This is a genomic window from Vibrio sp. V04_P4A5T148 (assembly GCF_963875605.1).
In the GTDB taxonomy this organism is placed as follows: Bacteria; Pseudomonadota; Gammaproteobacteria; order Enterobacterales; family Vibrionaceae; genus Vibrio; species Vibrio anguillarum.
The window spans coordinates 100,435-112,453 of the sequence record NZ_CAWNMS010000047.1 but is presented as its reverse complement, the minus strand read 5'-3'; the positions used below and the strand labels follow the sequence as shown (position 1 = coordinate 112,453).

Sequence of the window (12,019 nt, the reverse complement as noted above, 5' to 3'; positions counted from 1 at the left end):
GAATCGGAGTCTTTATGAAACGTGTTCATATTGTTGCGGCTATTATCTTCAATAGCGATAAATCAGAAATTTACATTACCAAACGACCAGATCATCTTCACAAAGGCGGTTTTTGGGAGTTCCCTGGCGGCAAAGTTGAAGCGGGAGAAACGATTGAACAAGCCATTTTCCGCGAGCTAGATGAAGAGATTGGTATTCATATTACTGAGCAATCTCCTTACCAATACCTTGAGTTTGACTATTCAGACAAGTCCTTAACTTTTGATTTTATTTGCGTGACACAATTTGATCATCAGCCGTATGGTAAAGAAGGGCAGCAAGGAGAATGGGTAGCGGTTTCTGAGTTGGCAAACTATTCATTTCCTGAAGCCAATGCGCCCATCGTCGAGCGCGTCATGAAAGAGTTTGCCTAAGTCGCTAGCCACCACAAGCAAATGTTGATAGTTTACAGAAACACCTTGAACGAAGAGAAACGATGCAAGCTTAAGCTGATGTCGTCACAATGGAGAATAACGCAATGGTGAGAATTGCGATTGCAGGAGCGGCGGGTCGAATGGGCCGCAATTTGGTGAAAGCCACTTATCAAAATAACCATGCTCGAGTGGGTGCGGGCTCAGAGCGTCCTGAGTCCTCGTTGGTTGGTGTTGATATCGGTGAGTTATGCGGTGAAGGGCGATTTGATATCGCGTTGGTGGATAACCTAGAGAATGCCGTAGATAACTTCGATGTCATCATTGATTTTACAGCTCCTGTGAGCACCTTAGCCAATATTGAGTTATGTAGAAAACACGGTAAGAAGCTAGTGATTGGTACAACGGGCTTTTCTGAAGAAGAAAGAGCACAAATCGATGCTGCCGCACAACAGATTGCGATTGTCATGGCTCCTAACTACAGCGTTGGGGTTAACCTTGTTTTCAAATTGCTTGAAAAAGCGGCTAAAGTGATGGGTGATTACTGTGATATTGAGATCATTGAAGCCCACCATCGTCATAAAGTGGATGCTCCGTCAGGAACCGCAATTGGCATGGGAGAGGCGATAGCTAATGCTATGGGTAACCAACTGAGTGACGTTGCCGTCTATGCGCGAGAAGGTATTACCGGTGAACGTACTAAAAATGAGATTGGTTTTGCTACGATTCGTGCTGGCGATATCGTGGGTGAGCATACCGCGATGTTCGCTGATATCGGTGAACGTGTAGAAATCACCCATAAAGCGACGGATCGTATGACTTTTGCCAACGGTGCAGTGAGAGCGGCGGTTTGGCTTGCTGATAAACCTGCGGGTTTTTATAGCATGACTGACGTGTTAGGTTTGAACGATCTTTGATTACATAATTATGCGTCAGTATTTGCTGGCGCATCTTTGTTACACCTCTTTTTACCGATTTAATTATCTCTCTTTATTTTCACTTTACTGACTTGCTTTTGTTGTGTTTTTTGGTTGGTATTGCTTTCTTTTTGTTTTAGATGTCTGAAATTGAACTTATTCTCTGCTTGATTAACGTTTGCGTGATTTTGTTTGTTGTTGATTGTTTAAAATGCATCAAAGAGTTTCAGTTTGCTGATTCTAATTCCTCCATTCTCATTTTTTTACTCATCAAACCTATTTTTTTACTGTCTTAGGTTCGCTTTTTATCTCTAATGCTTTAAATGTTGCCTTAATTTATTATGAAATGTTGACAGTAATCATGGTGGTCATTAGAATACCGCCAATTTGTCTAAATCACCCTATGGCGCGACTCTATGGCCTTAAGGAAGACAGATTTGCAGTTTAATTTATATTTTTTGCATTTTTATTCTGGAGGTTGTCTTGAGTAAGTCAGCACTGTTAGTCCTAGAAGATGGGACGGTGTTCCACGGTGTATCCATTGGCGCTGATGGAATATCCGTTGGTGAAGTCGTCTTTAATACCTCGATGACGGGGTACCAAGAAATCCTCACTGATCCTTCCTATTCTCAACAAATCGTTACTCTTACTTACCCCCACATAGGCAATACCGGAACCAATTCCGAAGACGAAGAATCCTCTTCTATCCATGCACAAGGCCTTGTGATTCGCGATCTCCCTCTTATCGCTTCTAACTTCCGTAATCAACTTTCCCTTTCTGACTACCTTAAATCACAAAATATCGTGGGCATTGCCGATATCGATACGCGAAAGCTAACGCGCATTTTGCGTGAAAAAGGAGCTCAGAATGGCTGCATTATGGCAGGTGACCATTTAGATGAAGCATTGGCTCTGGTAAAAGCCAAAGAGTTCCCCGGTTTAAAAGGAATGGATCTTGCGAAAGAAGTTACAACAAAAGAAGCGTACCAATGGAAACAAGGTTCGTGGACGCTCGAAGGTGGACTTCCTGAAGCGAAAGATGACAGCGAGTTGCCCTATCACGTTGTTGCCTACGATTTCGGTGCAAAGCGCAATATCCTCCGTATGTTGGTTGACCGAGGATGCCGCCTAACTGTGGTACCAGCACAAACCTCGGCTGAAGAAGTTCTAGCGCTGAAACCTGATGGTGTCTTTTTATCAAATGGCCCTGGCGACCCAGAACCATGTACTTATGCGATTGAAGCAACCAAAGTGTTCTTAGAGAAAGGACTGCCTATTTTTGGCATCTGTTTAGGACATCAAATTTTGGCATTAGCATCTGGTGCGAAAACAGTAAAAATGAAATTTGGCCACCACGGCGCGAACCATCCAGTGAAAGATTTGGATCGTAATGTGGTGATGATTACGGCACAAAACCACGGTTTTGCTGCTGATGAAGCAACGCTGCCAGTCACACTTCGTGCAACGCACAAATCGCTCTTTGATGGTTCACTACAAGGAATTCACCGCACCGATAAGCCAGCCTTTAGCTTTCAGGGACACCCTGAAGCGAGCCCAGGCCCGCACGATGCCGCCCCTTTGTTTGACCATTTTATTGAACTAATTAAAAAGCACACAGCGTAATTCGGAGTAGTAGACAATGCCAAAACGTACTGACATTAAAAGTATTCTAATTCTAGGTGCTGGCCCGATTGTAATCGGTCAGGCTTGTGAGTTTGACTACTCTGGCGCCCAAGCGTGCAAAGCCCTGCGTGAAGAGGGTTACCGAGTGATTTTGGTCAACTCGAACCCAGCTACTATCATGACTGACCCAGAGATGGCCGATGCGACTTATATTGAGCCTATCCATTGGGAAGTCGTGCGTAAAATCATCGAAAAAGAGCGCCCAGATGCGGTATTACCGACCATGGGTGGCCAAACCGCATTGAACTGTGCACTTGAACTGGAAAAGCATGGTGTTCTGGCTGAGTTTGGCGTTGAGATGATTGGCGCAACGGCTGATGCGATTGATAAAGCGGAAGATCGTTCTCGCTTTGATAAAGCGATGAAGTCAATCGGCTTAGCTTGTCCTCGCGCTGATACGGCAAAAACGATGGAAGAAGCTTACCGCGTTCAAGAGATGGTGGGTTTCCCTTGCATTATTCGCCCTTCATTTACCATGGGTGGAACCGGCGGCGGTATCGCTTACAACAAAGAAGAGTTTGAAGAGATCTGCCGTCGTGGCCTTGATCTTTCGCCAACCAACGAGCTGTTGATTGATGAATCACTCATCGGTTGGAAAGAGTACGAAATGGAAGTGGTTCGCGATAAAGCGGACAACTGCATCATAGTCTGTGCGATTGAAAACTTTGACCCAATGGGCATTCACACGGGTGACTCGATCACGGTAGCTCCTGCGCAAACGCTAACTGACAAAGAATATCAGATCATGCGTAACGCATCGCTAGCCGTACTGCGTGAAATCGGTGTAGAAACGGGGGGTTCGAACGTACAGTTTGGTATCAACCCGAAAGATGGCCGCATGGTGATCATCGAGATGAACCCACGTGTTTCTCGCTCTTCGGCTCTTGCATCGAAAGCGACGGGCTTCCCTATTGCCAAAGTTGCAGCCAAATTGGCGGTAGGTTTCACACTTGACGAGTTAATGAACGACATTACTGGTGGTGCAACCCCAGCGTCGTTTGAGCCAACTATTGATTATGTTGTGACGAAAATCCCTCGCTTTAACTTCGAAAAATTTGCCGGTGCTAACGATCGCTTAACCACGCAAATGAAGTCGGTGGGCGAAGTGATGGCGATTGGTCGTAACCAACAAGAATCGCTGCAAAAAGCACTGCGTGGGCTGGAAATTGGCGTAAACGGCCTAGACGAAATGGTTGATTTAGACGCACCAGATGCACTGACTAAAATTCGCCATGAGCTGAAAGAAACGGGTGCTGAGCGTATTTGGTATATCGCAGATGCTTTCCGCGCTGGTTTGTCTGTGGATGGAGTCTTTAACCTGACTAACGTTGATCGCTGGTTCTTGGTACAAATCGAAGAACTGGTCAAAATGGAACAAGAAGTCAAAGCGGGTGGTTTTGCTGGCTTAAATGCGAATGTTCTACGCAAGATGAAGCGCAAAGGTTTTGCGGATGCGCGTCTCTCTTCACTGCTTGGCGTGGCTGAAAGTGAAATTCGTCGTATGCGTGACCAATATAATATTCATCCGGTTTACAAGCGTGTCGATACTTGCGCGGCGGAGTTTTCGTCTGATACGGCTTACATGTACTCCTCTTATGATGACGAATGTGAAGCACAACCGACCGATAGAGACAAAATCATGGTGCTCGGCGGTGGTCCGAACCGTATTGGTCAAGGTATCGAATTTGATTACTGTTGTGTTCACGCCTCACTCGCGCTACGCGAAGATGGTTATGAAACCATCATGGTTAACTGTAACCCTGAAACTGTTTCAACAGATTATGACACCTCCGATCGCCTCTATTTTGAACCAGTGACACTCGAAGATGTATTGGCGATTGTTCGTGTTGAAAAACCTAAAGGCGTCATCGTGCAATACGGTGGTCAAACACCACTGAAATTGGCTCGTGCACTTGAAGCCGCTGGAGTGCCTATCATTGGTACTAGCCCAGATGCGATTGACCGCGCCGAAGATCGTGAGCGTTTCCAACAAGCGGTTGATCGTTTAGGTCTGCTGCAGCCAGAAAACGCAACAGTGACCACAATGGAACAGGCGATTGAAAAATCGAAAGACATCGGCTTCCCGCTGGTGGTACGCCCGTCTTACGTTCTTGGTGGCCGCGCGATGGAAATCGTCTATGACGAACAAGATCTGCGTCGTTACTTTAACGAAGCGGTCAGTGTGTCTAACGAATCCCCAGTACTGCTTGATCGCTTCCTCGATGATGCAATTGAAGTCGATATCGATGCGATTTGTGATGGTGAGCGTGTCGTCATTGGTGGCATCATGGAGCACATCGAACAAGCGGGTGTTCACTCTGGTGACTCAGCTTGCTCTCTACCGGCTTATACGTTAAGCCAAGAAATCCAAGATGTGATGCGTGAACAAGTTGAGAAGCTGGCGTTTGAATTGGGCGTTCGTGGTTTGATGAACACGCAGTTTGCGGTTAAAGATAATCAAGTTTACCTGATTGAAGTTAACCCTCGTGCCGCTCGTACTGTACCGTTTGTGTCAAAAGCAACGGGCGCACCGCTTGCCAAAATTGCCGCGCGCGTGATGGCAGGGCAGTCTCTAGAGTCACAAGGCTTTACTAAAGAGATCATTCCTCCTTACTACTCAGTGAAAGAAGTGGTTCTGCCATTTAATAAATTCCCTGGTGTTGACCCACTGCTTGGCCCTGAAATGCGTTCAACGGGTGAAGTGATGGGTGTGGGTGCAACGTTTGCTGAAGCTTATGCAAAAGCGGAATTAGGTTGCGGTAATGTTTATCCTGAAGGCGGCCGAGCTCTGCTCTCTGTACGTGAAGGTGATAAACAGCGTGTGGTTGATTTAGCGTCGAAACTGGTGAAATTAGGTTATCAGCTTGATGCTACCCACGGTACAGCTGTAATTTTAGGTGAAGCCGGTATTAACCCACGTTTGGTGAATAAAGTGCATGAAGGTCGCCCTCATATTCTTGACCGTATTAAGAATAATGAATACACCTACATCATTAATACAGCCGAGGGGCGTCAAGCGATTGAAGATTCTAAAGTTCTTCGTCGTGGAGCATTAGCACAAAAAGTCAACTACACCACAACACTGAATGCTGCCTTTGCAACCTGTATGTCTCATACGGCCGATGCGAAGTCATCAGTTACGTCAGTGCAAGAGTTACACGCGCAAGTGAAAGCACACTTAGCATAAGCGTTAAAAAATAATAAATCAGTAGGTCTAAGACCTACATGACAACCTCATTGCCCGCTGAATTAAGCGGGCTTTTTTTATTCGGCCGAATTGAATCGTTTTACCAATGAAGAAGAGATTTGGCCTAGAGGATAGCTTTTTAATTGATGAAAAATGGGAATGGGTTGTTGTCTTGGCTTTCGCTGTTTTCACCTTTTAAGTGGTGCTATTGTTGGTTTTTATTGTTCAATGCGTTGATAAGAAATGGAACTTTCACTGGAAGTATTAGGCCTGTTGTTTTTGGTTGCAGGGATTGCAGGGTTCATTGATGCGATGGCTGGCGGTGGCGGTTTGCTTACTTTGCCGGCTTTGCTGGCAGTAGGCGTGCCACCGACTCAAGCGCTGGCTACCAATAAGCTGCAAAGCTCATTTGGCAGTTTCTCCGCCACTTGGTATTTTGTACGCAATGGCATTGTGAACCTAAAAGAGATGAAGTTGGCGATAGCTTGTACTTTTATCGGCGCTGCGTGTGGGGCTGAACTTGTGCAGCATATGGATGCCAGTTTGTTGACCAGCTTAATCCCGCTGTTGCTGATCGGTATTTCACTCTATTTTCTACTTGCACCCGCGACGAAAACCCACAATGGGCCTGCTCCATTGTCTGAAACGGCTTTTGCTTTTACGGTCGGTTTTGGTATCGGTTTTTATGATGGTTTTTTCGGTCCGGGCACCGGGTCTATTTTTACGGTCTGTTTTGTCGTGTTAGGTCATTTTTCGTTGATTGAAGCGACTGCAAGAACCAAGGTTCTCAACTTCACTTCAAACATTGCTGCGCTGCTTTTTTTTGTTATTGCTGGCTTGCCGATTTGGAAGATAGGGCTGGTGATGGCCGTTGGTGGTTTTTTAGGGGCGAGAATGGGCGCAAAGATAGTGGTGACTAAAGGGCAGAAATGGATCCGCCCATTAGTTATTGTGATGTCGATGTTGATGGCAGTAAAACTTCTTTGGCAACAGCATCAGCAATGGTTGTTATCAATCTTTTGACCCTTGGCGAGCGATAACTATTGCTGCGCAGACAGAGATGAACAGGCCGAACCAAAGGTTGCAGTTCATCAAAATCAAAGTAATAGCGAGGTTCAATGTTCAGCGCTTTAATCACTGAAAGTGGTACTAAAGCAGGCGTCATGCCTCCTAATGCCAATTGCGCTGCGGCCGTATACGAATCCATTTCCATCTGCGGCGTGATGGCGAGTTTCGCCAATATATCGACTTGATAGGCGTTCGCTGGGTTGGATAAATCATTGGTAACGAGCTGTTTAGGTAACGAAGATAAGGGTGTTTGGCTGACAATGTAAAAGGGTTCATCTACCAGATGAAACGTCATTAGCCCATGATTAACGGGTAAGTAGCCTGCGCAAAATCCTAATGTCGCTTTGCCTGATTGAACGTGCTGAACAATCCTCGGAGTATGGTTCGTGGTGATGGTGATGAACTTATCGTGCTTGAGGTACTGCCCCATGGTGGTATTAATATAGCCAGCGACTAACGTTTCTGAGCAGTCTATCCTGATCAGTGTGGCATCCGTAAAAGATTGCTGATCGAAAATTAAACCGCATAACTCACTAAAGCTTGGGCCAATAGTTTCAACCAAGGCCTGTGCATCTGTGGTTAATTTAATCTGTCGGCCATCAGGCTCAATCAGCTTTTTACCGACTCTTTTTTCTAAATTAGCAATCCGCTTACTAACGGCGGACTGGCTAATGTAGAGTAGGCTGCCCGTACGCCCCATGGTTTTTTCTTTGCTCAGCACCAGCAAAGTTTCGATACCTTCTAGCAACATAATTAATGACGATGAGGAATAGATTAGCTCATCTTATCGCAAAGCGACCATAACCCATAGCGTCTGTACATGTTACTGTTTGTGGTTTTGATGAGATCGGCTTTATTTATTCAGTGCAAAAGTGGGCAGTGATAAGTGCCAGCGGATCGCGCCAAGTCGAATGATCAAGGTTGAGGCCACTCCGGCCAGAAAGGCGCTTGAGCTATCGTAGCCCATCGCTAGTGCTGTGGTATGAAACAGACCGCCGATGATACAAGCTGTAGCATAGACTTCGCTGCGTAGCACCATTGGAATTTCACGGGCCAGTACATCACGAATAATACCGCCGCCACAGCCCGTGATAACGCCCATGATTACCGCAACCATGGCCGAGTCTTGATAGTTCATCGCCTTTTCAACACCAATGCCAACAAACACCGCTAAACCGATTGCATCACAAACGGGTAAGATCCACCAAGCAACGCGTTTAGGCCTGCGAACCAGCAGCATGGTGAGTAAACAAGTGATGAAAATGACCCAAAGATAAGTGGTGTCTTTTATCCAGAAGACTGGCGTCGCACCCAATGCCATATCACGAATTGTTCCACCGCCAATTGCAGTAACGCTCGCAAGCACGACCACGCCAAACGGGTCCATTTTTAATCGACCAGCTAATAATACGCCAGAAATGGCAAAGATAGCCGTACCAAATAAGTCAATAAGATAGAGCAGCATGGAGTCCATGTTACTGGGTTCTCTTTAGTCGTTAATGGAACAAAATTCGGGCAGGAATTGTACGAGATTTTATTACGCAAGCGTTAGCGTTTTTGGCGAACGACGGAAAAGTACTCACACACTTCTTCTATCGCTTGCAGTGTTCTGGGCGTTGGTCGATTTAACCAATCTGAGGTCAGTGCCCACACAAACCCGTTTTGTACAGCGGGTAGTTGCTGTTGCCACTTTTGCCACATCGTGCCATTTTTTATCGCATGTTCAGAGGTGAAAATTACATCAGGTTTAGCCAGCAGCACTTGCTCAATCCCAACTTGAGGGTAGGGGGATGCGCTGTTGGCAAAAATATTTTCGCCGCCACAAAATTCAAAGACCTCACTGGGCCAACTGCCTTTGGCCAGTGTGATGATCGGTTTTTCACTGAGTTGATAGAAATAACGAACTTTACTTTGGCTGCCATAACTCTGTTTCAGAGTGATGAGTGATTGACGAAAATCACGCGCCGCTTGCTGGCCGATACTCGGATCATCGGCAAATTGGCTAAGTGCTTCAATATTATTGGCAATGTCATCGAGTTTTTGAGTTTTTGTCGTATAAATCCTCAGCCCTAACTGCTTTAATTTATCGAGCTCCTTCGCCGGATTGCCCGCAGGCCAAGCAATCACTAAATCCGGTTTTAGGGTAAGAATGCGCTCTATATTCAACCCTTGGTAATTGGCCACTTTTTCGAGTTTGAGTGCTTGTGCTGGGTAGTCACTGTACTCGCTGACGGCCACCAATTTATCACCAAGGCCAGCCGCAAAGGCCAATTCCGAGGCATGAGGCGCTAAGCTAATGATGCGTTTAACTTGCGCTTGAACTGGAAAAGCTACGCACAGCGTGACGACAATATTGAGAAACAGTAAACGCATCTAAAATCCTTGATGGACGAGCAGCAGTATCACGCTCTCTAATGCTATCCACGCGAAAATACGCCAAGCTAACAGTTTTTGGATTTGCGCAAGGTGGAAGGCTGATGGGGCGATACGTCCGCCTATTTTTACGCGCAGGGCTTTTTTATCACCGTAGATAGCTGGGCCACCTAAGGCCAGTGATAGTTTATTGCCGACGGCGGTTAACAACCATGCAGTCCCCGGGAGTGGCCATAAGCGGCTTTGTTGTAACATGGCTGAGAAGGTGTTTGATGCGTTGCGACCAATGATAATCAATAGGCTAAATAGGCGCAGTGGCACAAAGTCAAGCACAGCCAGCAAGCGTACCGATGGAATACCAAAAGGATGAAACGCCGCTCGCGAAGGCGCCCAAGCTCTGGCGAGTTCCGCGATGAGACGGTACATCAACGCGCCAATACCGCCAAGACAGGCGTACCAAAATAGCACTGCAATCACGTTGCGCCCATAGCCAACAATGACGGTTTCAGCCCCCGCCTTACCTAACCCCAGCGCTGATAAGCTATCGGTTTCACGATTCACAAAAGGGGCAAGCACGCTGCGAGCGTATTTTTTGTCTTCTTTGCTGAGTGCGCCGATAAGCTGATTGGCTAATAATTCTTGGCTACGCCAATCAAATGCGAGTAATAGTAGCGCTAAATCAAATAGTTGAGGTTGCCATACCAAAGGTTTTAACGCGACTAAGGTGACCCATGCGGGTAGGCACATCAATAGCCAAGCCAGTGTGCCGGAAAGTAGGCTTTGTGAATAACTGCTACTGATATTGACTTTATCCGCTAATATTTCCGCAAATTTTCGCCACAAAGTGACGGGATGAGCGTTACGCGGGATGGGTAAAATAAGATGAAAGGCAACCGCTCCCCACATCACGAGGAGCGTACCGTTGGCATACAAGTAGGTGATTAACTCGTCCATGTTGAGTCTGTCACTGCTTACTTAAGCAGTTCGACCATCTTAATCACCATTTCTGATGAGCTTTGTGCGGCAAGCGGTAAAAATTCATCAAAGGACATCGGAGACGCTTTATCGGCTACATCTGAAATGGCGCGAACGACCACAAAAGGCACTTTGAATTGGTGGCAAGTTTGTGCAATTGCTGAAGCTTCCATCTCAACCGCAATCACGGTTGGGAAGTGTTGGCGAATAAAGCTTTGACGCTCAGCGGTACAAACGAAAGCATCCCCGGTACAAATCAGGCCGCGTACCGCGTGCTTATCTTTGATGTGTGTGAGAGCTTGTTCTGCAACGCGGATCAATGCATCATCCGCTTTGAAAGCGGCTGGTTGACCTGCCATTTGCCCCATTTCATAGCCAAATGCTGTTACATCGGCATCATGGTGACGAACTTCGCTTGAAATGACTACATCACCCATGGTTAAGCTTGAATCGAAACCACCTGCAGAACCGGTGTTAATCACTACATCTGGTTGGTATTCATTAAGTAAAAGAGTGGTGCCAATGGCTGCGGCGACTTTACCAATGCCAGATTGTAGCAGCACCACATCCACCCCATGGATTTGACCTGAAAAATAGGTGCAGCCTGCTTTGCTGACTTCTTGAACATTGTCGATTGCGTCTTTTAATATCGCGACTTCTTGCTCCATCGCGCCAATAATGCCGATTTTCATGAGGTTTCTCTTATTCGGTTAGTAGTAAATATTCGGTTAATATCCCCTTCCTACTTGAAGCTGCAGCGGTGTTGGCTACGTTCGTTCACCCCAATCACATAGTTTGCCTATGCTCATGGGGACTCACTCACTTGCCGCCTACCTGCAACTCCAAGTTGTTTGGGTATAGCTAAATTGGCCGAAGTTTAGCACGAAACTTTCCGCCAGTGCGATATTGAGCAACTATTCAATCAAGCCTGCTTTGGTGAGGTTTTCTCGCAGTGTTTCTGCTCGCTTACGATTGACGCCCATATCTGAATAACCAATGCGCGATTCAGATCGTACGATTAAACGGCCGTTCTCTATCTTAAGTTCAAGATCATCCACAAATCGCCAAATACGACTGGTGCATTCAATGCGGAGATAATTGTCCTCTTTCACCGCCGTTTTAGAGCGAGGAATAGAAAGCGCAACCGCTTCAATTTTATCTAAAGAGACGCCTGTTTTGAGGATAAAGGGAGAGAGCGAGAACGCGTTACGCTCATCTTGAGTCGAAACGCAATTCGGTTTATTTCCGCAAGGGGTCGCAGTGCGATCGGTCATAGTTGTCACTCCTTGGCTGCAAGCGGTTAGTGTGGCAAACATCAGTAAACTTAGTACTACGCGCATGATAGTCCTTATCAAATGAATCCTCATTACCAATCGCCAAAATACAAGCGAGCTGCAGTCGATGGC

At 46.3% G+C, this 12,019-nt stretch carries 11 protein-coding genes; 5 read left to right on the top strand and 6 right to left on the bottom strand.

Going from position 1 to position 12,019, the window contains the following annotated elements:
• Positions 1-14: 14 nt before the first annotated feature.
• From mutT to AACT18_RS10260, 5 genes are all read left to right on the top strand, one after another.
• On the top strand, positions 15-413 hold the full coding sequence (gene mutT / locus AACT18_RS10280; protein ID WP_026027953.1) for an 8-oxo-dGTP diphosphatase MutT: 399 nt from the start codon (positions 15-17) through the stop codon (positions 411-413).
• A 104-nt stretch (positions 414-517) separates the two neighbouring features.
• Entirely contained in the window at positions 518-1,327 is an 810-nt protein-coding gene (dapB, locus tag AACT18_RS10275) for a 4-hydroxy-tetrahydrodipicolinate reductase (protein ID WP_094125308.1), read from the top strand.
• Between the two features lie 483 nt (positions 1,328-1,810).
• The gene (carA, locus tag AACT18_RS10270) at positions 1,811-2,950 is read left to right on the top strand and encodes a glutamine-hydrolyzing carbamoyl-phosphate synthase small subunit (protein WP_010317987.1); all 1,140 of its coding nucleotides are present in this window, start codon (positions 1,811-1,813) and stop codon (positions 2,948-2,950) included.
• Positions 2,951-2,966: 16 nt separating this feature from the next.
• Positions 2,967-6,197, top strand: coding sequence for a carbamoyl-phosphate synthase large subunit (gene carB, locus AACT18_RS10265; RefSeq protein WP_094125846.1), 3,231 nt, complete (start codon positions 2,967-2,969; stop codon positions 6,195-6,197).
• A 243-nt stretch (positions 6,198-6,440) separates the two neighbouring features.
• A complete protein-coding gene (locus tag AACT18_RS10260; RefSeq protein WP_094125845.1) occupies positions 6,441-7,220 on the top strand; it encodes a TSUP family transporter in 780 nt (259 codons plus the stop codon).
• On the opposite strand, the gene AACT18_RS10255 is transcribed toward AACT18_RS10260, so the two are convergent.
• From AACT18_RS10255 to AACT18_RS10230, 6 genes are all read right to left on the bottom strand, one after another.
• Positions 7,144-8,016 (bottom strand): LysR family transcriptional regulator, encoded by an 873-nt coding sequence (locus AACT18_RS10255; RefSeq protein WP_094125844.1) that lies wholly within the window; start codon positions 8,014-8,016, stop codon positions 7,144-7,146. The genes AACT18_RS10260 and AACT18_RS10255 overlap by 77 nt on opposite strands.
• 102 nt (positions 8,017-8,118) lie before the next feature.
• Complete coding sequence (locus tag AACT18_RS10250) at positions 8,119-8,739, bottom strand: TRIC cation channel family protein (RefSeq protein ID WP_013856095.1); 621 nt, start codon at positions 8,737-8,739, stop codon at positions 8,119-8,121.
• 74 nt (positions 8,740-8,813) lie between these two features.
• Positions 8,814-9,638, bottom strand: a complete 825-nt coding sequence (btuF, locus tag AACT18_RS10245; RefSeq protein WP_094125843.1) for a vitamin B12 ABC transporter substrate-binding protein BtuF — start codon at positions 9,636-9,638, stop codon at positions 8,814-8,816.
• Positions 9,639-10,592, bottom strand: coding sequence for a cobalamin biosynthesis family protein (locus tag AACT18_RS10240; protein ID WP_094125842.1), 954 nt, complete (start codon positions 10,590-10,592; stop codon positions 9,639-9,641). It lies immediately after the preceding gene.
• Between the two features lie 17 nt (positions 10,593-10,609).
• The gene (gene mtnN / locus AACT18_RS10235; protein WP_013856098.1) at positions 10,610-11,305 is read right to left on the bottom strand and encodes a 5'-methylthioadenosine/S-adenosylhomocysteine nucleosidase; all 696 of its coding nucleotides are present in this window, start codon (positions 11,303-11,305) and stop codon (positions 10,610-10,612) included.
• Between the two features lie 222 nt (positions 11,306-11,527).
• A complete protein-coding gene (locus tag AACT18_RS10230; protein WP_081244961.1) occupies positions 11,528-11,953 on the bottom strand; it encodes a DUF1499 domain-containing protein in 426 nt (141 codons plus the stop codon).
• Between the last annotated feature and the right edge of the window lie 66 nt (positions 11,954-12,019).

Coding starts and splice junctions, on each gene's coding strand:
- mutT (WP_026027953.1), top strand. CDS start 15: ATGAAACGTGTTCATATTGTTGCGGCTATTATCTTCAATAGCGATAAA.
- dapB (WP_094125308.1), top strand. CDS start 518: ATGGTGAGAATTGCGATTGCAGGAGCGGCGGGTCGAATGGGCCGCAAT.
- carB (WP_094125846.1), top strand. CDS start 2,967: ATGCCAAAACGTACTGACATTAAAAGTATTCTAATTCTAGGTGCTGGC.
- AACT18_RS10260 (WP_094125845.1), top strand. CDS start 6,441: ATGGAACTTTCACTGGAAGTATTAGGCCTGTTGTTTTTGGTTGCAGGG.
- AACT18_RS10255 (WP_094125844.1), bottom strand. CDS start 8,016: ATGTTGCTAGAAGGTATCGAAACTTTGCTGGTGCTGAGCAAAGAAAAA.
- AACT18_RS10250 (WP_013856095.1), bottom strand. CDS start 8,739: ATGGACTCCATGCTGCTCTATCTTATTGACTTATTTGGTACGGCTATC.
- btuF (WP_094125843.1), bottom strand. CDS start 9,638: ATGCGTTTACTGTTTCTCAATATTGTCGTCACGCTGTGCGTAGCTTTT.
- AACT18_RS10240 (WP_094125842.1), bottom strand. CDS start 10,592: ATGGACGAGTTAATCACCTACTTGTATGCCAACGGTACGCTCCTCGTG.
- mtnN (WP_013856098.1), bottom strand. CDS start 11,305: ATGAAAATCGGCATTATTGGCGCGATGGAGCAAGAAGTCGCGATATTA.
- AACT18_RS10230 (WP_081244961.1), bottom strand. CDS start 11,953: ATGCGCGTAGTACTAAGTTTACTGATGTTTGCCACACTAACCGCTTGC.